General features: G+C 43.1%; 12 protein-coding genes. 11 read left to right on the top strand and 1 reads right to left on the bottom strand.

Features of this window, described 5'->3' with window-relative positions; all coding sequences use genetic code 11:
- Positions 1 to 214: 214 nt before the first annotated feature.
- Positions 215 to 3688 carry a PAS domain S-box protein gene (locus AACU25_RS16190; RefSeq protein ID WP_096577262.1) on the bottom strand — a complete coding sequence of 1158 codons (3474 nt, stop codon included), beginning with the start codon at positions 3686 to 3688 and terminating at the stop codon, positions 215 to 217.
- Positions 3689 to 4407: 719 nt separating this feature from the next.
- On the opposite strand from AACU25_RS16190, the gene AACU25_RS16185 reads away from it, so the two are divergent.
- The 11 genes from AACU25_RS16185 (at position 4408) to crtW (ending at position 22849) form a co-directional block, all read left to right on the top strand.
- Positions 4408 to 4887 (top strand): hypothetical protein, encoded by a 480-nt coding sequence (locus AACU25_RS16185; RefSeq protein ID WP_096577260.1) that lies wholly within the window; start codon positions 4408 to 4410, stop codon positions 4885 to 4887.
- A 69-nt stretch (positions 4888 to 4956) separates the two neighbouring features.
- Positions 4957 to 5208: a hypothetical protein gene (locus AACU25_RS16180; protein ID WP_096577258.1), complete on the top strand. Its 252-nt coding sequence runs from the start codon at positions 4957 to 4959 to the stop codon at positions 5206 to 5208.
- 398 nt (positions 5209 to 5606) lie between these two features.
- On the top strand, positions 5607 to 6629 hold the full coding sequence (locus tag AACU25_RS16175) for a tRNA-dihydrouridine synthase family protein (RefSeq protein WP_096577256.1): 1023 nt from the start codon (positions 5607 to 5609) through the stop codon (positions 6627 to 6629).
- Positions 6630 to 6923: 294 nt separating this feature from the next.
- Positions 6924 to 7538 carry a nitroreductase family protein gene (locus tag AACU25_RS16170; RefSeq protein WP_096583817.1) on the top strand — a complete coding sequence of 205 codons (615 nt, stop codon included), beginning with the start codon at positions 6924 to 6926 and terminating at the stop codon, positions 7536 to 7538.
- A gap of 765 nt (positions 7539 to 8303) precedes the next feature.
- Positions 8304 to 9617 (top strand): efflux RND transporter periplasmic adaptor subunit, encoded by a 1314-nt coding sequence (locus tag AACU25_RS16165; RefSeq protein WP_321206907.1) that lies wholly within the window; start codon positions 8304 to 8306, stop codon positions 9615 to 9617.
- An 11-nt stretch (positions 9618 to 9628) separates the two neighbouring features.
- Positions 9629 to 12853, top strand: a complete 3225-nt coding sequence (locus AACU25_RS16160) for an efflux RND transporter permease subunit (protein ID WP_096577254.1) — start codon at positions 9629 to 9631, stop codon at positions 12851 to 12853.
- Positions 12854 to 13793: 940 nt separating this feature from the next.
- Complete coding sequence (locus AACU25_RS16155; RefSeq protein ID WP_096577250.1) at positions 13794 to 14069, top strand: hypothetical protein; 276 nt, start codon at positions 13794 to 13796, stop codon at positions 14067 to 14069.
- 1394 nt (positions 14070 to 15463) lie between these two features.
- The gene (locus tag AACU25_RS16150; RefSeq protein ID WP_190445695.1) at positions 15464 to 15841 is read left to right on the top strand and encodes a hypothetical protein; all 378 of its coding nucleotides are present in this window, start codon (positions 15464 to 15466) and stop codon (positions 15839 to 15841) included.
- Positions 15842 to 16591: 750 nt separating this feature from the next.
- Positions 16592 to 19030 carry a UDP-galactopyranose mutase gene (gene glf, locus AACU25_RS16145; RefSeq protein ID WP_096577248.1) on the top strand — a complete coding sequence of 813 codons (2439 nt, stop codon included), beginning with the start codon at positions 16592 to 16594 and terminating at the stop codon, positions 19028 to 19030.
- Between the two features lie 181 nt (positions 19031 to 19211).
- Positions 19212 to 21404: a family 1 glycosylhydrolase gene (locus AACU25_RS16140; RefSeq protein WP_096577246.1), complete on the top strand. Its 2193-nt coding sequence runs from the start codon at positions 19212 to 19214 to the stop codon at positions 21402 to 21404.
- 671 nt (positions 21405 to 22075) lie between these two features.
- Entirely contained in the window at positions 22076 to 22849 is a 774-nt protein-coding gene (crtW, locus tag AACU25_RS16135; protein ID WP_096577244.1) for a beta-carotene ketolase CrtW, read from the top strand.
- Positions 22850 to 22971: the final 122 nt, after the last annotated feature.

Below are 22971 nucleotides of genomic sequence, written 5' to 3'. Positions count from 1 at the left end.
TGAGAATTAAGCACTATTTGTTTTAGTTAATAAATTCAACATATTGTTATATTAAGTAAATTACTATTTATAAAATTTTCTAAATATTTAGCTTTAGACTTACAAAAAATATTTAAATAATCAGCATTGCTGATGGATGGGATGATTTTTGTCTCAGATTAAATTAATGTAGTGGGCTGTGTCAGTCTACTACGTGAACTATGTTACCAATGCCCTATACCCTAATCATTTCACAAATAGCTTTAATTAAAATATCTGGCTCTACTGGTTTGGCAATATGCTTTTGAAAGCCGACTTTGAGAGCTTGTTTTTGGTTGTATTCTCCTGCATAAGCTGTGAGAGCGATCGCTTTAATTAATCCGCCTTGTTCTGGTGGTAGGGCTCTCACTTTTTGCATCAACATATAGCCATCCATATCTGGCATTCCGATGTCGCTGAGAATGATGTTGGGTTGAAATTGGGTTAAAGCTGTTAAAGCTTCATTTCCAGAAGCTGCCATGACGACTGTTGCCATTTCCTGCTCTAATAAAAAAGCGACAAATTCACGGGCATCTTGCTCATCGTCAACGACTAAAACTTTGATATCTTTTAAACTGAAAACTTGTGGCGATAGTTCACCATCCTGATTAATAGCAACGGAACTAGATATTAGGGGTAGTTGAATTGTAAAGGTTGCTCCTTGTTCAACTCCGGGGCTATCTACATAAATGGTTCCGCCATGCAGTTCAGTTAAATGACGAACTATCGCTAAACCTAAACCCAATCCGCCAAATCTGCGGGTGGTTTTGCTATCTTCTTGGCGAAAATAATCAAAAACGTAAGGTAAAAACTCTGGACTGATACCTTTACCATTATCTTTTACCTGAATTTGGGCATGGTTGCCAATTTGCTCTACAAAAATTTCAACTTGTCCATTTTCTGATGTAAATTTAACGGCATTAGTCAGCAAATTCCAGACTATTTGTTGTAGTCTTGCCCTATCTCCAGATACTTGTAAGGTATCATCTGTGAAAACTGTTTGAATTTGAATCTGTTTTGCCTCTGCTGCTAGGCGCACGGTTTCTAAAGCAGATTCCACAATTGTCACTATATTGACTGGAGAAATTTGCAAAGCCAGTTTACCGCGTAGAATCCGGGAGACATCGAGTAAATCGTCAATTAGTTGGGTTTGCAGTTTGGCGTTGCGTTCAATAGTTGCGATCGCGCGTTGGCTGGTTTTGGTATCTAGTTTACCTGCCAGGAGTAGCTGTGACCAACCGAGAATGGGATTGAGAGGCGATCGCAATTCATGGGATAACACCGCTAAAAATTCATCTTTGATGCGGTTGGCGGTTTCTGCTTCTGCTCTGGCTGCTTGTTCCCGTGCTAGTAGTCGTTCTCGCTCTGCTTCTGCAAGTTTACGCTCGGTAATGTCAGTATGGGTTCCCAACATTCGCAAAGGTTTACCCTGGCTATCCCAGGAGACAATTTTACCTATGGAAAGAATCCATTTCCAAGCACCTGATTTTGTTCGCAGTCTGAACTCGGCACGATAAATATCTATTTTGCCAGCAATATAATCTTCATAGGCTTGATAAGTTGATGCTAAGTCATCGGGATGCACGCGATCGCGCCATTGAGCGTTGGTTTCCTGAAATTTTTCTGGCTCGTAACCTAGCATCTGGGCATATTCTGGGCTAACTACACCATTACCTGTTTGCACATTGAGGTCGAAAAGTCCCTGATTGGTGGCTGTTAAAGCCAATCGCAAACGTTCTTCACTTTCGCGCAGCGCTGTCTCCGTTTGCTTACGTCTAGTAATATCGCCAAACGAGATAGCTACTCCATCTCCTAGCTTCGCTGCCATATTCCGGAACCATCCCGTAATCCCGTCGGCATTGTAGAATAATTCAATGTCGTGGGCTTTGCCCGTTTCTACAACCTGGACATAGCGTTGAAACAACTCGGCATTAAATTGATTACCAGGAAGCACTTCCAGCAAATATGCTCCTAGCAGTTCTTCCACAGGATGCTTAAGAATTTCGGCTGCTTTGGGATTGACATAAGTCCAAACAAAATCCCTGATTCCTCCGGTTTGATCGCGCACGCTATCTAAAATAGTAAAAGCATCAAGGGAAATTTCTTGACTGACGCGGAGGCGTTCTTCACTGCGGCGTAAAGCTGCTTCATCGCGTTTGCGATCGGTAATATCAAAAAATAGACCATCCCAAGCTTTACCATATTCAGTTTGCTCAGGACGAGAACGGCCCTGAACCCACTTCAGTTGTCCCGATGGTGTAATCAGCCGTCCTTCCCATTCCCAAGGTAGTGAATTAGCAATAGCGATCGCCACAGAATCTGTAAAGGATGGCCAGTCATCAGGATGAATTAAGCGGAAAAAAGCATTTGCATCCTGAACAATTGTCTCTGGTGACAATTCCACCAATTCCCGTGCGCCGGAACTAATATAAGTAAAAGCCGCTGAACCATCGGTACAGGGAGTATAGCGATAAACCATTCCTGGCATATTACTAACTAGCACCTGGTATCTAGCCTCACTTTGGCGGAGTGCCGATTCTACTTGCTTGCGATGGGTGATGTCCCAACCGATACCCAAGCAACCAGGATTTCCCTCAGCATCATGGGCTAAATTAGACCAAATCTCCACATCGATCATTTGCCCGTCTTGGCGCTGATGCTGAACTTCAATTGCATGGAGCGATCGCCCACTCAATACTGTTTGAATACTGGCTAGAAATTCTTGTTGGCGATGGGGAACAGTGGGCATAAATTGCCCAATTACTTCCTCTGCGCTCCAACCATAAATTTGCTCGGCGGCACGATTCCACAACTTGACAATCCCTTGGGGATCAAGAAAAGCAATGGCAACTGGACAGAGATCAATAAGAGTTTGTAGCGTCTGGTTCGTGCGTTGTAGTTTTTCTTCTACCTGTTTGCGGTTAGTAATATCAAGCACAAAACCGACAACGGTATTTTCTCCCGACATCACAGCACCATGCAGTATCGGAAGCCGAGAACCATCCTTACGAATATACTCCTTCTCAAAAGGCGTACAGGCTCCAGTTGCAAGCAGCTCCTCCACAGCGCGATCGCTCGCTTCAAGGTATTCTGGGGGAGTCATCTCCCGCCAACGCATTCGACCAGACCTTAACTCCTCTTGGGTGTAGCCCACCATTTGCAGAAATATATCGTTTGCTTCCAGGATGGGGCCGTTTAAATCCGCTACAATAATCCCAATAATGTTGGACTCTGCCAAACAACCAAACCTTGCCTCACTTCGCCTTAATGCTTGCAAATTCGCCTCAGCCTTTCTTTTTGCTGCTCTTTGTGCTTCGTTCAGCGAACTAATCAGTAAAGCTGCCATGATAAAAACGCTCATTTGCACCAAAGTGGCGGAATTAGAAACACTCCATGAGTAGATAGGCTGAACAAAGAAGTAATGAATTACTACCGTAGACACAGCAGTTGCTAATAGTCCTGGCCCTAAACCTCCATACCACGCACTTACCATGACTGCGACGAAAAATAGTGGAGTTGGCGTTGCATCCAGATACGGACTTAACTTCAGGTTGATCCCCAGTGCTAAGGCAACTGATAATAAGGCAACGCCATAGTGTAACAGTTTGGTGAGCAATACCTTCCACCTGCTGCGATCGCCTTTGAGAAATTGTGAATCTGCCTCAGTCATCAAACACTTAACTCCGTTTCTGGAAAGTACTGCTCTAGTAGTATCTGACTCTACTTCTGAGGGTTAATCTCTGGTACATCGTTCAATTTCTTGCTCTGGTGTGAAGTTGCTTAAGCGTCAAAAAGAGGAAAAGGGGCAGGGGGCAGGGGGCTAGGGGGGAAACCGAGACGGAGCTTGTATTCCGCCCCAGCAAGAACGCCCTGGAAGGGCGGGGCTTGATACCCATGTTCTGCTCCGCTCCACCCAGGGAGGAAGGGCTTGCTCCCCCCTGCTCCCTGTTCCCTTCCCCCCTGCCTCTTCCGGTCAATACATTAAGATTCAATGTAACTATCGTCACAACGATTCTCAATTTTGTAGCCAACTGCTCTTAGAAGAGTTCGATTAGGAACTGAAAACTGAAGAAATTCGCTGATTTTATAGCATTTGCTAACAGTGATTATCTTTCAGTGGGTGTATGTGTTTATCTATCCTGCGATAGAACTTGAAGCGTGCTGAGTTGTACAGACGCGATTAATCGCGTCTTGAAACCATTACTTACCAATGACCAATGACTAATGACTAATGACTAATGACAGCCCTCTCCAGCTATCTTTAATCACATCGCTCTACTTATGTGAAGTATTTTTAAAGCCTGATTATGTTCCTGATGAAGCGAAGCATCTGTCCGGAATGAAAGAAAGGACTTATGTAATAACTATGTATATTCCAACACCGTAACTATGAAAAATATTCAGTATATAGATCCTAATTTTGAGCAGCTTTTCGCTGAAATTGACCCCCAAGTAGCAAATTCCTTTACAACAGAGCAATTAGCAGCTATACAAAGGGGTCTTGGCTCAAGTTCTTGGAATCGTCATTCTTTAGACATTAGAGTTTCAGTACCAATTCCCGGATTAAGATTTTATCTGGTATTACTAGGAGGTTCAGAACGCCGTTCTCAAAAGCGTTTACGCTATGAAAAAGGGTTATATCCTTTTTGGACTATTAAAAATATTTTGTTTCTCATAGCAATTCTCGGAATTATCTCTGCTTCTAGCTATACTATATTTTCTTTTGCTTTGTCTTATCGCACTGCCAAATCCAAGGCTTATTATCCAACTTCAATTCCTTGGATTTCCGACCAATCAGAATGTGAAAACACAAATAGAACTTGGAGTGATGGTAAGTGTTGGGATTATCAACACAGTCCCGATTTCTAATAAAACCATGAAATCTAACTGTAATTACGAATTACGAATTGCTTAATTGATTATTACCAGGAAAGTAATATGCCAAAAAACCGTTTGACTAAACCTAATTCACAACCCGATCCATTTGTACAAAAGTTTTTCGCCCGTATTCCTCCTCAAACAGCAGCTACTTTTACTCCTGTGCAATTAGCAGAGCTAAAAAGGGTATTTGAAAATCGGGTGAGCAGAAACCATGCTGTTGATATGCGGCTGTCCATTCCCTTTTTTAAAAAGCGTTTTTATCTAGTTTTTTTACTTGGTAGAGAGAAGCGCATAAAGCAGCGTGTTTGATCCAGTATTTTTCAATTTTATGATGTACGAATTGGCTTGATTTTAGGTAGATTGCAGTAGGCAGGAGAGAGAAGCATATATTTTTATATTTAATCCCTAGTTTTTCCGATATTTGGTTGCCATCTACTGTATATAGAATCTTAGAATTTACATACGTAATTGTGTTTCAAAAATCAAATATAGTTCTTGATAACTGTTGCTTTTCCCTTCATAAATAGAGGATAGTTCTCAGGAAGCTCCAAAAAATAATTTATTCTAACTTCTGGACTCAACACAACTTTTTCTTTTCCCCGTTCCCCGCCTTCTGTCTATACAACTTGAAAGTCCCTCACAATAGCTAGAACCGCAGCAACGATTTTTTGATAGAGTTATGCTTTGTCGAATGCTCTTCATCTTCTATGTCGTCCCAGGTATCGCTCCCTCAATCGCTGCAAACAGGCTTACCTCTCACTGCGCTTGCACCCATGCAGGATGTGACAAACCTGTGGTTTATGAAAGTCATTGCCCAATACGGCAGCCCTGACTATTTCTTTACCGAGTATTTTCGCGTTAATGAGACTTCACGGCTAAATCGTAGCATTTTGGCAGCAATTACCGAAAACGACACAGGCCGACCCGTTTTTGCTCAAATGATTGGCGAAAGCATTCCAGACTTGGTCAGAACAGCAAAAGAACTCTGCAAATATAATATTGCTGGCGTTGACTTGAATATGGGCTGTCCAGCACCAAGAATCTATCGCAAGCAAGTTGGGGGTGGATTGCTGCTCACGCCAGAAAAAGTGGATCGGATTTTGGGAGAATTACGACAAGCCGTCAGCGATCGCCCTTTAACTGTCAAGATGCGTGTAGGCTTTGAAAATACAGATACTTTTTACAAGATTCTAGATTTGATAAATCGCCACAGCATTGATTTACTGAGTTTGCATGGTCGCACAGTCAAAGATATGTACCACGGCCCAGTCAAATATGATTTGATTGCGGAAGCTGTAAGGTGGGTAAATTGCCCAGTGCTTGCTAACGGTAATATTTACTCAGCGCAAAAAGCTCTAGAAGTACTTGCTCAAACGGGCGCAGCAGGTGTGATGGTGGGACGCTGGGCGATTGGGAATCCTTGGTTGTTTAATCAAATTCGTCAAGCTTTACGAGGAGAAGCGATCGCACCCATGCCATTAATAGAAGTACGCAACTATATTGAGCGTTTATGGCAAACCCCAGAAGCACCCAATATACCAGAGCGGGCGCGGGTGGGCTACCTGAAAATGTTCCTGAATTACATTGCTTTAAGCGTAGATACAGAAGGGCTTTTCCTGCGGTTGATGCGTCAAGCACAAACTGAGGTAGAACTATTTAAAATTTGCGATCGCTTTCTCCTGGATGAAGAAACAAAAACTTTAGCCCTATCACCCTATCAAGGCGTGTAAGGGACTTCCAATATTTTCGGTTAAAGGAAAAAAGGGGAATGGGAAAGAAACAACCTTTCACCTTTTACCTTTTTCCCAAAAGCTATTTTGAGTTCAAAACGCTTAACCAAGTAGTATTGGGCAGGGGGAGAATAAATTACCAATGCCCCATGCCCAATGCCTATTTTTAAACTCCATCCCCTTCAGGGTGGAGTTTTTTTAGCTAGCTGTGACTCACACTATTAATAGATTGCTGCGCGCATAAAAGTTTGAGGTAAAGTTCTAATGAATATTGCTACCCGAAAAGAGCTGCTCATGACTAACAAAACTGCTGATACTCTATATCCAGTTGAAGAATTGCTGCGGGAACGGTGGAGTCCTTTGGCTTTTTCTGAGGAACCAGTGGAAACAGATAAACTATGCATAGTTTTAGAAGCAGCAGGATGGGCAGCATCTTCTTACAATGAGCAGCCGTGGAATTTTATTGTTGCTACTAAAGATAATCCAACAGAATTTCAACGTTTATTAGATTGCCTTGCAGAAGGAAATCAAGAATGGGCGAAAAATGCCCCTGTTCTGATGATTTCTGTAGCCAAACTTAACTTTGAGCGCAACGGTGCAGAAAATCGGCACGCTTTTCATGATGTTGGCGCAGCGACGACTACTTTAGCAATCCAAGCAATGGCATTAGGGCTATTTATTCACCAAATGGCGGGATTTGATGTAGCTAAAGCCAAAGAAGTATACAGCATTCCAGATGGTTATGAGCCTGTAGCTGCGATCGCCCTTGGTTATCTTGGCGATCCACAAACTCTCTCAGAAAGGTTACAGCAACGAGAGTTAGCGTTACGCAGCCGCAAACCTTTAGAAACATATGTGTTCTCTGGTAGTTGGAATCAAGTCTCACCAGTGATTACAAGCCAAGATTGAAGGCTTTTGCAGGCTCGTCAGATGTTTGGAGTATGGATGCACTGATTGGGAGTACAAAAGCGAATTCTGTTGTCCAGAGTTGAGGCAATACTGCTCGGTTAAGGATTTTAAACTCTTAATTTGGTTTAGGGAAAAGGTGTTCGCGTAGCGTCTCCGCAGGAGAAAGGCTAAGGGTTAAAGATTTTTTCTTGCCCCTTTTCCCCTTAACCGACAAGTATTGAGAGTTGAGGTGAATATTTTCCTACTCAGGTGGGAGGATTAATTATTTAGATCAGCTAATAATTAATTGTTCCGCTTTAAAAGGCTGTTGCGTTAATAATGTTGGGCTGCGAGCTCCCCGACTTCAAGAAGTCGGGGAGCTGAACCCCAGCAAATTCACATAAATTTGACGATGAATAACTAGTTAATAAATACAGCAGATTGTCAAGTTGGCGAAGTACAGATAATTGTAAGGGCACTGCAATGCCCATCGGTGTCAACTTACGCTAAAAGCTACATAGGGCGGGCGTTGTACAAATACCTCGCGCCCTCATCCCCTAACCCCTTCTCCCCCTGGAGAAGGGGAACTAAATCTCTTGCTCCCCTCTCCCTGTGGGAGAGGGGCTGGGGGTGAGGGCGAAACCTTGCAACCAAGCGGGTTTCACCTTAAGTTGACACCACTGTGTAATGCCGTGCCCCTACCTGTGTACGTCATTTATCTGAACAACGCTGTCAGTTACCGATTACATCTAATTAATTTTGCTTGGGTAGTGGAAGGTTGCACTAATGGAAACTCCTAATCCTAAAATCAATAATTCCGCTTTCAGAAGGCTTTCAGGACAGCAAGGGCTGCTGGTAGGGTTAGGGCTGGGTATAGTCTTAGCTATTGGCGGGATGACTGTGTTTTCTCGTTTTGGTAATCAGCGTGCAGCTGCTCCCACTCAATCTGCTCCCGCCGCAGGTGCTAAAAATGCAGCATTACCAGTGAAAGTTCAGCAAGTTGGCACTAGCACAACTGAAGAAAGTACAAATTTTGTGGGAGCCTTAGAAGCACAGCAAAAAGTGACGCTACAACCGCAAATTCAGGGGCGAATTGAAAATATTCTCGTATCTAGCGGGCAAAGGGTGCAGAAGGGAACACCAATCGCATCTTTGAGTTTGGATCAGACTCAGGCGAATGTTGCCAGTTCCATCGCCGCCGCTAATGCTGCCCAAGCAGGGTTAAAAACAGCCCAAGCACAGCTACAACAAGCCCAGGCACAGCGTACGAAGGTAGCAGCAAATCTTCAGCTCCAGCAAACCCAATTGAACCGCACCCAACAATTAGTCAGTGAAGGAGCATTGGCAACACAGCAGTTAGATATTGCCAGGAATAATGTACAAGCTGCGATCGCAGATTTACAAGCCGCAGATAAGGAAGTTGCTGCTGCTAATGCTGGCATTAGGCAAGCCCAGGCGAATATTCGCCAAGCCCAAGCGGGTACGGCGGCGGCGCAAGTAAATGTGAATCTTAAACGTGTAGTATCACCGATTAATGGCATAGTCGGTGAATTTCCTGTAAAAATTGGGGATTATGTCTCCACTGGGCAAACTATCACCACAATTATTCAAAATGATGCCCTGGATTTAAATCTCTCTGTACCTTCCAATCGCTTGAAGCAACTGCGAGTTGGTTTACCTGTGCAGTTAGTCGAGCCAACGACGCAGCAAGTAATTGGTACGGGGGCAATTAACTATATTTCTCCTACAGTTAGTTCTAATCAACAATCAATTTTAAGCAAGGCACGTTTTAATAATTCCCCAGGAAGATTGCGCGATGGGCAATATGTGCAGGCGCGGATTATTTGGAATCGCCAACCAGGGATATTAATTCCCACTGTTGCTATTTCTCGGATTGGTGGACAAAGTTTTGTCTTTGTCACAGAAAACACAACTGTTAACGACAAGCCACAGCAAATTGTGCATCAGCGTTTAGTACGTCTTGGTGATATTCAAGGAACGAATTATCAAGTTCTGGAAGGACTTAAACCAGGCGAAACAATTGTTACCTCTGGCATTCTCAAACTGAGAGAAGGCACACCCATTCAACCCCAATCCTAAATCCAGGAGACTTGAGCGTGTCGATCGCGAACAATTTTATCAAACGCCCGGTATTAACTACCGTTTGTACCCTAGTGATTCTGCTTTTGGGGTGCCTGTGTATTCCGCTACTACCGCTTAATTATCTGCCAGATATTGCCCCAATTCGGGTTCAGGTATCAGCGAACTATACAGGGGCAGATGTTGCCACCGTTGAAAGTGCCGTTACTACAACCCTAGAGCGGCAAATTAACGGTGTCGAGGGTATGCAATACATGACCTCGAACAGTTCTGCCGGCAGCAGTCAAATTTCAGTATATTTCGGTGCAGAAACTGATAAAAATATTGCTCAGGTTAACGTCCAAAATCGCATCGCCAGGGCGACACCCCGCTTACCAACCAGCGTGCAGCAACTTGGCGTGACAGCACAAACGGCTTCCACAAGTATTTTGTTGGTGTATACATTCTATGCCGAAAATAACGAGTACGATCCGCTATTTATTAGTAACTATATTGACCTAAATTTACGCGATCAACTGCTGCGAACGCCAGGAGTCGGTGATTTGACGATTTTTGGTGAAAAACGCTATGCCATGCGGTTGTGGCTCGATCCCAATGCCTTGGCGAGTCGTCAGTTAACCGTAGCAGATGTAGCCACAGCACTGCGATCGCAAAATATTCTCGCTGGGGCTGGAACTATCGGACAAGCACCCATACCCCCAGGTCAAAGCTATGAAATTCCCCTGCGGGTAAATGGTCAGTTTCAAAATGCGTCGGAGTTTGAGAACCTGGTAATTAAAGCGGGGAGTAATGGAGATTTAATAAAACTCCGAGATGTGGGACGTGCGGAACTCGGCTCGGAGACTTACGCCAGTAATGCTAGAAATAACGGTAAACCTGCGATTGGGCTAGCAATTTATCAGTCGCCGGGAAGTAATGCGCTAGATGTGGCGAAAAACATTGAAGCGCAGATGGAGGAGTTAAGCAAAGAGTTTCCACCCGGATTAAAAACCAAAGTAGTTTACGATACTGTGGGGTTTGTGCAAGCTTCTCTAGAAGAAGTAGTGAAAACTCTGGCGGAAGCAATTTTTCTGGTTGTCTTGGTGATTTTTCTGTTTCTCCAAGACTGGCGCGCCACAATTATTCCCATCGTGGCAATTCCGGTTTCCCTAGTTGGCGCATTAGCATTTGCTTACATATTCAAATTTTCCCTCAACAATTTAACTTTATTTGGCTTAATCTTAGCCACAGGGTTAGTTGTGGATGACGCGATTATCGTTGTGGAAGCGATCGCTCGTAAAATTGAACAGGGAGTTAGGCCCCTGCAAGCTTCCTTTGAAGCAATGGAAGAACTAACAGGGGCGGTAGTTGCAACATCGCTGGTATTGATGGCGGTGTTTATTCCGGTGGCATTTTTCCCAGGTTCTACCGGGAAAATGTATCAGCAGTTCGCCTTAGTCATTGCCTTCTCCATCGCCATTTCCACCTTTAACGCCCTTTCCTTCAGTCCCAGTATGGCAGCAATTCTGCTGCGTCCACCGCAACCCAAACGTGGCCCCTTGGGCTGGTTTTTTACCAAATTCAATCAGATTTTGGCATGGATTATCGATAGATTTCTGGCGATCGTCCGTTTTTTAATTCGCCTGCGTTATGCTGTCGTCGCCTTGTTTGTGGTGGGATTATTTGGGACTTATTTTATGTTCACCCATGTCCCCACCGGATTTGTACCTAATGAAGACCAGGGTATTGTCTTAGGGATTATTCAAGGCCCCGATGGAGTCGCCCTCAACTATACAGATCAGGTAATTACCAAACTTGAACAAGTTCTGCAAAAAGAACCAGAAGTTGAGAATGTTTTTGCAACTTCCGGATTTGGTTTTGCTGGTAGCGGCTCAAATCGCGGTGTCTTCTTTGCCAAACTGAAACCTTGGGAGGAACGCACCAACCCAAACCAAAGCGCCTCAGCAATTTTAAAGCGAATTAATGGCGCATTTCAAACCATCCCAGAAGCAATTATCACCGCAGTCAATCCCCCACCAATTCAAGGTTTTAGTACCTTGGGGGGATTTGAATTACAACTAGAAGACCGCACCAATGGCAGATTAACAATAGATGACTTCTTCGCCAACGCCCAAGCGGTGATTGCTCAAGCCAACCAGCAACCATCCCTAGCTGGTGGTGTGTTTACGCAGTTTACCGCCAGTACACCCCAGTTTCAAATCGACTTCGATCGCAATCGCCTAGAAGCACTCAATGTTGATTTTCAACAAGCTATCAACACCTTAGGCGCAGCCATCGGTTCCCAGTATGTCAATGATTTTACCTTGGGACAGCAGAGCTATCGCGTTTATGTACAAGCTGAGGGCAACTATAGGCGATCGCCTGATGATATTAATCAACTTTATGTGCGATCGGCAAACAATCAAATGGTGCGCTTGAGTGAAGTAGCCAAACTCACACCCATTACAGGGCCATCTGTGATCTCTCATTACAACGGCTTCCGTTCCATCAGTATCCAAGGTAGAGAAGCGCAGGGTTACAGTAGCGGACAAGCAATCCAATCAATGCAGCAAACAGTAACCGCCACCGCATTACCAGGCGTAGGTAGCGATTGGACAGGAACCGCCAGGGAAGAGTTATCCGCAGGTAACTTGGGGATTCTAATTTTCGGCTTCGGGATTATTATGGTCTTTCTCACCTTAGCTGCTCAATATGAAAGTTATGTTGACCCAGCAATTATTCTGTTAACCGTACCCTTAGCCTTGTTAGGGGCGTTGAGTGCGCTATCATTGCGCGGTTTGGTAAACGATGTCTACGCCAACGTCGCCTTAGTAATGTTGATCGGACTCGCCTCCAAAAACGCCATTTTAATTGTCGAGTTTGCCAACCAAGCCTTTGAGCAAGGAATGACAATTACCCAAGCAGCCTTAACAGCCGCCCAAGAGCGATTTCGACCAATTGTCATGACTTCCAGCGCCTCATTGCTGGGATTCTTCCCTCTCGTCGTCGCCTCCGGTGCAGGTTCCGCCTCCCGTTGGTCATTAGGAACAGCATTATTTGGGGGATTACTAGTATCAACCGTCTTAAGTTTGCTAATTGTGCCAGTTTTGTATGTGATCATCAAGAATTTAGAAGAACGCTTCTTAAAACGCAAACCTGCTCATCAAACCAAATCGCCTAACTCTGATATACAAGAGGAACAAGTAGCGGCTGCGGTAGGAAGTAGTGATGAGCGCGGTTCCGGTGATTCCAGGTAAATGGGAGCAGAGCAATACTGCTCAGTTAAGCGATTTGAATTCAAAATTGGTTTTGGGGAAAAGGTTAAGGGTTAAGGGTTAAAGGTTTTTCTTTCCCATTTCCCATTCCCCTTTCCCCCTTAACCCACAAGCATTGAAAGCAGAGGGAGAAAATTCTAATTGGCTCAAAACATGGTTTGCGATCGCTCTTGTGACTGGTGATATTAAAATACAGTTCAGTGAAGAAAATTAATTGATCAGCTATTCCATATTTAACTTGCATATATTGGGCAGGCGTTGTACAAATACCTCGCGCCCTCATCCCCTAACCCCTTCTCCCCCGGGAGAAGGGGAATTAAATCTCTTGCTCCCCTCTCCCACAGGGAGAGGGGCTGGGGGTGAGGGCGAAACCTTGCAACCAAGGGGGTTTCACCTTAAGTTGACAATACAATTTCAGATTGTGCAAATTAGATGTGGTTTAGCTTAACAAACCCAAAAAACTACTTACTCAACAAAAAACCGAACAATCATTTTGGAGGGGGTTTGGGGGACGCAACCGTCACCCAATCGGGGGTTTGGGGGAGAATCCCCCAATTCTTCTGGCTTCTTTAATCAGTCACAAATCAATCACTAATAAGCTTAACCCCAGCTAGATGATATTGAAATCCTAGCCAAGAGCGATCGCAAATTTCTATTATGCCGACTCCGTACTTAACACACCTAACTCTAAACCCATATCAGCTGATTAAAAAATTTTAAAGATTCAGATCCGACTGAGAAATACACTGAGACAATGAAAGTGTACCCCAATAATTTCATATCAAGTCTGGTTAATTAATCATGATACGGGCATCTGTGCAAAAACAGAGTTTCTCTGTTTCCCCTTGCTCCCCATAGTCTTTATGATGAGTCTTTAACCAAACAAGATATAACAGGGGTTTTAAGTATCGGAGCAAAGCAAATGAACGCCAAACTGATCGCTTTCTCTGGAATTGTCACTGCACTATTAGGCGCAGGAATAGGTTTTATTATTGCCTATTTACTTCCTTCCCCCTATACAAGCCCAATTTATAAGGATTTGGCGGCAAAATACGCCATTATCGGTGGCGCTGCTGGTTTGCTAATTGGCTCCAGTCAAGAAATGGTTCGCGAACTCAAGCAAGAACGAGACGCAGAAGAAGAATTACTGCGAGATTTAGATAAAGCTATTCGCTCAAGTACAAATAAAGAAAAGTAACGACAGATATCAATAATTGTGGGTTAAGGGGGAAAGGGGAATGGTTCAAGGGAAAGAAAAAACCTTTAACCCTTAACCTTTAACCTTTTCCCCAAAACCAATTTTGAATTCAAATCTCTTAACCGAGCAATATTAGGACAGATATATATGTGAGTCCTTGCAATCATCAGTACCACGGAAGTAGCTATACCAAATATCTCAATGCTTTTTAGGAAGTGTTCAAATTTGAATACTTCATTTTTTTATATCAAATACTCGACAGGGTGACAAAGAAGTTACAAAGCAGACAGGATAATGTGCATAGTAACTGCTACGTTAAATGGAATCCCTAACAACTTTCCATCCCCTTGAGGGGTGATGAATTGAAAACGAGGGAAGCGAATGCCCATTGGTGTCAACTTAACGTGAAACCTGCTTGGCGACAAGGTTCTGCCCTCACCCCCAGCCCCTCTCCCACCAGGCTACGGTGTACACACAAGTTATCGCATCACTACCATTCCTCGAATTACCCCACCCTAACCCTCCCCTTGGAAAGGGGAGGGAACTAGATTTTCTTGTTTCCCCCCTTGGCAAGGGGGGATTAAGGGGGGTAAAACCCGGATCTCAAAATAACTCCGATTTGTGTGTACACCGTAGCCCACCAGGAGAGGGGAGCAAGAAATTTAGTTCCCCTTCTCCTGCGGGAGAAGGGGTTAGGGGATGAGGGCGCGAGGTATTTGTACAACACTCGCCGTATATAGCTTTAAGCTTAAGTTGACACATATGGCGAATGCCTCCCCCCTATCCCTATAAGTATGGTTTCCATCCCCGTGAGGGGTGATGAATTGAAAACGGGTTATAGGAATTTTATTAACCCCTATAATATCTCGAGGTTTCCATCCCCGTGAGGGGTGATGAATTGAAAACCCTACCCTTTTAGAACACTTGCTATGACTGGGTTTGAAAGTGTCATTTTAGCGGGGGGTCTAATTTTACTATCAATAAGCATACTTTACTGACAATAAGCCACCACGCCAAGCATCTTAAAGCCTTACTCAGTAAGCGATTCGCGGGGGTCAACGAAAGAATAAGGGTTTCCAGCATTGGCATACCCCCGCTAAAAATTTGCGTGTGAAAGGTAAAAGCCAATACTTTAACTTTCACCAGGAAACGTTATATTCAGTTTTCGAGGTACTGTAATGTTGAGTAATAGTATAACAAAACACTTAGAATTTTGAAAGCCGGAAACATTAAATTTTCAGTATTACAGACAAACCAAAAGCCAAAACAATAATAAAAGTTAGCATATAAATTAAGAGCGATCGCTCCGCAAAAGCCTTCTCTTTGCTACCCAACGCTAGCGCGAACGGCTAACGTACTTTTAGCAAATCTCTAATAGCTTTGGCTACACAGTGATGATGGTGTTCGGTGATGCACTGACACAAAGGAGAAAGCAATATCTGCTTTTACTTGCTGAATATACCGAAATGAGAAAGCAAAAGGACATTTTGAGAAAGCAATATCTGCTTTTACTTGCTGAATATACCGAAATGAGAAAGCAAACGGATATTTTGAGAAAGCAATATCTGCTTTTACTTGCTGAATATACTGAAATGAGAAAGCAAACGGATATTTTGAGAAAGCAATATTTGCTTTTGCTTACTAAATATCATCAAAGGAGAAAGCAAAAGCGCATTTTGAGAAAGCAATATCTGCTTTTGCTTACTAAATATCATCAAAGGAGAAAGCAAAAGGGCATTTTGAGAAAGCAATATCTGCTTTTGCTTTCTTAATAATTGAGAAATTGAATTTTGTAGGTTATGGGTGTTTTCAATCACTTACCCCTCACGGGGATGGAAACTTTAAAAAGAAATATTTATAAATTGCCCAAACATTGAGTTTTAAATTACTTACCCCTTACGAGGAAAAAAAGTTGAGAGTAGTTAGTGATGCGATCGCCTCTAGTTAGTCCAGTAGGGTGCGTTAGCGTAGCGTAACGCACCACCCCCCACGAGCGATACAGATGATTCAGGGGATGCGTATTAACGCATCTAGATATAAATTTAAATTGCTTATGTACGCAAGCGAACAGACTCAGGCTAATTTTATTAGTAAATTAAGAAAAAGACTAGCAACAATAAAATCATTTGTGCTAGACGCTACAAATAATTTTAATGATTGATTGGCTAACACCTATTTACATAGCATAACCTTGAATTTTCTAGATATAACTGACATCAACACATATATAAATATATGTGTTGATAATTTATTTTCTGCTCTTGATATGGATATATTTCTAATACTTGAGATTTAAGAATATATTTAACCTATATCTACTTTGATAGATGATACTTACAAAGTATAAATATTACTTTTATAAAGAAGCATCCAAAATATTTGTTATACCAATTCGAGATAAAAAAGCGCCAAAATAGGTTGCAAACTTTTACTGAAAGTGTTTTTGGCGCTGGCTTATAGCGAAAAGGTATTAGAGATTTGCTAGCAGGATTAATAAACTTAAGGAATGAGAGCAAGCTTTTATGCCCAGTGAGAAAGCTAAAGTCAAAAACAACAGTGCCCGTAATATCATTTCAGCACAGCCAGCTAAAACAAAACAAAGAGAAATAGACGAAACGCCATCATCAGGTACATCACTGCTACATTCGAGTTCATCCCATAAAAAAACTCAACCAACAGAAACCTTTAAAGATACTCCCGATATAATTTGTTTATCTCATTTACGTTGGAATTTTGTTTATCAAAGACCACAACATCTTCTAAGCCGTTGCGCTCAAGGAAAGCGAGTCTTCTTTATTGAAGAGCCAATTTTTTCTGCTGATCCCTTAGCCAGGTTAGATATCAATGAAGATGGGAGTGGAGTAGTTGTGGTTGTGCCACATCTACCAGAAAATATCAGCCAAGAAGCAATCAATGCAGATTTACAAGTACTAATTGATGGATTGTTGACAGAACAGAAAGTTAACAAATACATTTGTTGGTACTATACGCCAATGGCGATCGCCTTTACTCGCCACTTGCAACCCCAAGCTGTGGTGTACGATTGCATGGATGAGTTGTCTGCATTCAAAGGCGCATCCCCAACTTTAAAGAATTACGAAGCCGAACTCTTCCGCCTTGCAGACTTAGTATTTACAGGGGGACAAAGCCTTTACGAAAGTAAGGTAAACCAGCACCCAAACGTTTATGCCTTTCCTAGCAGTGTAGATGTGCCACATTTTGCCCAAGCTAGACATCTGCAAGAACCAGCAGATCAAGCCCACATTCCCCATCCGCGCCTGGGCTTTTTTGGCGTGATTGACGAACGGATGGATATCGAATTACTTGCTGGGATTGCTGATAGCCGTCCAGATTGGCATTTAGTAATTATTGGCCCAGTTGTCAAAATCGATCCAGCCACTTTACCACAGCGCCAGAATATACATTATCTCGGTAGTAGAGACTATAAACAGCTACCTGCATATTTAGCGGGATGGGATTTAGCAATGCTACCGTTTGCGCTGAACGAGTCAACACGCTTTATTAGCCCTACCAAAACTCCAGAATATCTCGCCGCAGGTAGGCCTGTAGTATCTACATCAATTCAAGATGTGGTGCGTCCTTATGGAGAGTCAAATTTGGTGCGAATTGCAGACACAGTTCCTGAATTCGTCGCCGCTGCTGAAAAAGCAATGCAAGAAGATACCAGAACCTCAGAATGGTTAACTGAAGTAGATACCTTTTTAGAAAAGATTTCTTGGGATCGGACTTGGGCTGCAATGATGAAACTGATTGATTCTGCGATCGCAACCCGTGATACTGAAGACAAAGTTAACTCTAAAGGTGCGGTAGGTACACAAGCACCAAATATCATCACCAGAGATTTTGTCTTCGACTACTTAATTGTCGGTGCTGGTTTCTCCGGTAGCGTCATTGCTGAACGTCTAGCAACTCATTCTGGTAAAAAAGTGCTGGTTGTAGACAAGCGCAATCACATCGGTGGCAATGCTTATGACCATTATGACGAGCATGGAGTTCTCGTACATAAATACGGCCCGCATATCTTTCACACCAACTCCCGCGAAGTCTTTGAATACCTTTCACGCTTTACACAATGGCGTTCTTACGAACATCGCGTTCTTGCTAGTGTAGATGGGCAGCTTGTTCCTATTCCTATCAACCTCGACACCATCAACAAGTTGTATGGTATGCGTCTCAATTCATTTGAGGTGAAGGAATTTTATGAATCACTTGCTGAACCCATAGAACAAATCCGCACTAGTGAGGATGTGGTAGTTAGCAAAGTTGGTCGAGAACTGTATGAAAAGTTTTTCCGAGGCTATACCCGCAAGCAATGGGGACTCGATCCTTCAGAACTGGATAAGTCAGTAATTGCCCGGATACCCACCCGTACTAACCGCGACGACCGCTATTTTACAGATACTTATCAGGCAATGCCACGGCACGGCTTTACGCGGATGTTTGAGAATATGCTCAATCACCCAAATATCAAAGTCATGCTGAATACAGATTACCAAGAAATTCAAAAAGCCATTCCTTGCCGGGAGATGGTTTACACTGGCCCAGTGGATGAATTCTTTGATTATCGCTACGGCAAACTACCCTACCGTTCCCTTGATTTTAAGCACGAGACACACAACACCGCTGTGTTTCAACCAGCGCCAGTTATTAACTATCCCAATGAACAGCTTTATACTCGTGTGACGGAGTTTAAATACTTGACTGGGCAGGAACACAATAAAACTAGTATTGTGTACGAGTTTCCTAAAGCTGAGGGCGACCCTTACTACCCTGTGCCACGTCCAGAAAATAACGAAATGTACAAGCAGTATAAGGCGCTATCTGATAGCACACCAGGAGTATATTTTGTTGGGCGACTAGCAACGTACAAATACTACAACATGGATCAATGTGTAGCTCAGGCTCTTTCTGTGTACAAGCAAATTGCGGTTAAAGCTTGAAAACACGGGTAGGATGCGTTAATAACGCATCCTACATGGTGATGATTTTGCATCCAAAATTGGTATGAGTTGTAACACCAATTTGAAAAATGAATGCGACAAATATACAGCCTCAAACGCATGTCCTGTCTTGATTCTTAATTTTGAATTTTGAATTTTGAATTTTGAATTGGTATAACTTATGGCTTCTGCTTTCAAATCGTCACTTCCCCTAGAAGTGTGGGCTGGTGTCGAGTGTACGGTTAATCGTGTGGGTGAAGAGTATTTCGATCAGTTAGAACGCAACGGTCATGCAACGCGCTTGGATGACCTGGATTTATTCGCTGAACTAGGTATACAGGCAATCCGCTATCCGGTACTGTGGGAACGCATCGCGCCTAATGGTTTAGAGAATGCTGATTGGTCGTGGGCGGATGAACGCTTGGAACGCTTGTGGAAACTGGGTATTCGTCCAATTGTGGGATTAGTGCATCATGGTAGCGGGCCGCGTGATACCAGCTTGATAGACCCAGAGTTTCCAGAAAAATTAGCGGTTTTTGCCCGTGCAGTAGCAGAACGCTATCCTTGGGTGACACATTACACGCCTGTCAATGAGCCACTAACAACCGCCAGATTCAGTGGGATGTATGGACATTGGTATCCTCACGGCCGGGACGATTTAACTTTTGCCAGAGCTTTATTAGGGGAATGTCGAGCGATCGCACTTTCAATGCAAGCCATCCGCGAAGTAAACCCCAATGCCCAATTGGTACAAACCGAAGATTTGGGTAAAACTTACAGTACACCAAAACTGGCGTATCAAGCAGAATTTGAAAACGAGCGACGCTGGTTAAGTTTAGATTTATTGTGCGGTCGAATTACTCCAAATCATCCGATGTGGGGTTACTTACGCTACTGTGGTATCAGTGAGGCTGAACTAGAAGTATTTTTACAAAATACCTGTCCCCCTGACATTATCGGCATTAACCATTACCTAACAAGCGAGCGCTTTTTAGATGAACATCTAGAAAATTATCCCGCCTGGACGCATGGCGGTAATGGGCGGGACAATTATGCAGATGTGGAAGCTGTGCGAGTTTGCAGCGAAGGTTTGGCAGGGCCACGCACATTGCTGCAAGAAACATGGGAACGCTATCAACTACCCCTAGCTGTCACAGAAGTTCACCTCAGTTGCACCCGTGAAGAACAATTACGCTGGCTCCAGGAAGTGTGGAATGCAGCCCAAGAACTAAAAGACCAGGGCGCAGATGTGCGTGCGGTAACGGTTTGGTCGCTTCTGGGCAGTTACGATTGGAATAGTTTACTAACTCGCTGTGTAGGATACTACGAGCCAGGCGTATTTGATTTGCGATCGCGAAGTCCCAGAAAAACTGCGATCGCCAAAATGGTGCAAGATTTAGCCGCAGGACGCAAACCCAATCACCCCATACTCGAAACCCCAGGGTGGTGGCATCGTCCAGCCCGTTTGGTGTATCCAGCAGTTAGCTGTGGCAACAGCAGAGGAGCAGAGGGGCAGAGGAGTAGAGGGGGTAATGGTTCTCGTCCCCTAGCAATAATTGGAGCCACAGGAACTCTCGGCAGGGCTTTTGCGCGGTTGTGTGAAGTGCGGGGAATTTCATATCGCCTGCTGACACGCCAAGATATGGATATTGCCAATCCCGCTTCCATTGAGCAAGTACTTACCGAATTACAACCTTGGGCAGTTGTGAACGCTGCGGGCTATGTGCGGGTAGATGACGCAGAACGCGAACCCCACATCTGTTTAAAAATAAACGCAGAAGGCCCAGCAATTTTAGCTGCTGCTTGCGCTCAACATCATATCGCACTGCTAACTTTCTCATCAGATTTAGTATTTGATGGTACTGTGTCTAATCCTTATGTGGAAACTGATACAGTTGCTCCCCTCAACGTCTATGGGTGCAGCAAAGTTTTAGCAGAAAAGCTAGTATTACAAGCTTATCCAGCATCTTTAGTAATTCGCACCAGTGCATTTTTTGGCCCTTGGGATGAGTATAACTTCGTTACCATTGCCTTGAGACAATTAGCAGCTGGTAATACTTTTGTCGCCGCAGAAGATGCGATCGTCTCACCTACCTATGTACCGGATTTGGTACATACCAGCCTAGATTTACTGATTGATGGCGAAAACGGTTTGTGGCACTTAGCTAATAAAGGTGCTGTCGCTTGGGCAGATTTAGCACGGTTAGCAGCGAAAAAAGCAGGTGTGAGCGTCAATAGTCTAATTTCTGTACCTAGCCAAGAACTAGGTTTCATCGCTCCCCGCCCAGCTTACAGTGTTCTCGGTAGCAGTCGCGCTGAATTAATGCCACACCTTGATAGTGCAATTTCTCGCTACTTGGAAGCAAGAAGCTAAAAGATTTTGGATTTTATATCAATTCAAATAATGTTGGCGACACATCAATATATTCTATAGGGCAAGGCAATGCCCATAGGTGTCAACTTAACGTAAAACCCGCTTGGTTGCAAGGTTTCGCCCTCACCCCCAGCCCCTCTCCCACCAGGAGAGGGGAGCAAGAGATTTAGTTCCCCTTCTCCTGCGGGAGAAGGGGTTAGGGGATGAGGGCGCGAGGTATTTGTATAACACGCGCCGTATATAGCTTTTAGCTTAAGTTGACACCAATGGGCAATGCCGTGCCCCTACTGCCGCATTCTTTTTTCAAATTGGTATGAGATTGAAATAAAATTCCACATTGCCAATCACTATTGCCAATTACCAAGTTCACTATAGTTTTGATAAATGAGATATAAATTGTTTATACATACATAATTTAGAATTATCCGATACCAATTAATTAGATAATTAAGCTTTTTCTATCAATGTATTTATCTTTGAGTTAGACAGAGAAGATGTTACTTTTGCACCTAAAGATAGAAACGAGACTATATTGGCATCGATAAAATAAGAACATTAAATTAGATATTGATTTCAGTAGTTTTGCTATAAAGCTTTAACTTTTTTATAAAAAAGCTGAAGAACTACAATTAATTTTCTAATTTAAGTTGTGAACCAAAAGGGGTATCGGCTTGAATATTTGTGAGAAACCACTTAGCTATTATGTGGAAGTTGAAGAATTTACCACTCAGCAAGATAGTATTTATGGGTTAGCAATTGCTATCCTGATTATTAGCCTTTGGGCAGGTAGTTTAGCTTTATTACTTAGCATTAACTATGTCAATTTCCCAATTTGGTTGATGCCCATAGCGATAGTTTGGCAAATGTTCCTGTATACAGGGCTATTTATTACTGCACATGATGCTATGCATGGGTCGGTTTTTCGCAGAAATCCAAAAATTAATAATTTTATTGGGTCGCTAACTGTAGCACTTTACGCTTTCTTCCCGTATCAAAAGATGTTAAAAAAGCATTGGTTGCATCATCGTCATCCAGCTAGCGAACTTGACCCTGATTTTCATGATAGCAAGCAAAAAAATCCTATATCATGGTATTTTCGCTTCATGTTAGAATACTCTAGTTGGCAGCAATTAATATTACTGAGTATTGTATTTAATTTAGCTAAATATGTTTTGCATATCTCTGAAATAAATCTCATCTTATTTTGGATTATACCGCCAATTTTAAGTTCAATCCAACTGTTTTATTTCGGCACATATTTACCTCATCGGCAACCAGAAACAGGTTACATTTATCCTCATTGTAGCCAAACAATTGCCTTGCCAAGTTTTTGGTCATTCATCGCTTGCTATCACTTTGGTTACCATGAAGAACATCACGAATATCCCCATGTATCTTGGTGGCAACTGCCATCTGTATATAGGCAGAGAATATTCAAGAATTAAATGATTGAACAGGTCGCTCAATCCCAAAGTTATCTAGTTGTAGAGGCATAATCAATCTTATGCCGATTGATAGATTCAACTAAGGTTTAAGAGAGATATTTATAAATTAAGTAGGCATAATA

Source organism: Tolypothrix tenuis PCC 7101 (assembly GCF_963874875.1).
GTDB lineage: Bacteria > Cyanobacteriota > Cyanobacteriia > Cyanobacteriales > Nostocaceae > Aulosira > Aulosira tenue.
This window is presented reverse-complemented; position numbering and strand designations above follow the sequence as displayed.

Excerpts from the sequence above, each read along its gene's own strand:
- AACU25_RS16190 (WP_096577262.1), bottom strand. The coding sequence starts at position 3,688 with ATGACTGAGGCAGATTCACAATTTCTCAAAGGCGATCGCAGCAGGTGG.
- AACU25_RS16185 (WP_096577260.1), top strand. The coding sequence starts at position 4,408 with ATGAAAAATATTCAGTATATAGATCCTAATTTTGAGCAGCTTTTCGCT.
- AACU25_RS16180 (WP_096577258.1), top strand. The coding sequence starts at position 4,957 with ATGCCAAAAAACCGTTTGACTAAACCTAATTCACAACCCGATCCATTT.
- AACU25_RS16175 (WP_096577256.1), top strand. The coding sequence starts at position 5,607 with ATGTCGTCCCAGGTATCGCTCCCTCAATCGCTGCAAACAGGCTTACCT.
- AACU25_RS16170 (WP_096583817.1), top strand. The coding sequence starts at position 6,924 with ATGACTAACAAAACTGCTGATACTCTATATCCAGTTGAAGAATTGCTG.
- AACU25_RS16165 (WP_321206907.1), top strand. The coding sequence starts at position 8,304 with ATGGAAACTCCTAATCCTAAAATCAATAATTCCGCTTTCAGAAGGCTT.
- AACU25_RS16155 (WP_096577250.1), top strand. The coding sequence starts at position 13,794 with ATGAACGCCAAACTGATCGCTTTCTCTGGAATTGTCACTGCACTATTA.
- AACU25_RS16150 (WP_190445695.1), top strand. The coding sequence starts at position 15,464 with ATGATGGTGTTCGGTGATGCACTGACACAAAGGAGAAAGCAATATCTG.
- glf (WP_096577248.1), top strand. The coding sequence starts at position 16,592 with ATGCCCAGTGAGAAAGCTAAAGTCAAAAACAACAGTGCCCGTAATATC.
- AACU25_RS16140 (WP_096577246.1), top strand. The coding sequence starts at position 19,212 with ATGGCTTCTGCTTTCAAATCGTCACTTCCCCTAGAAGTGTGGGCTGGT.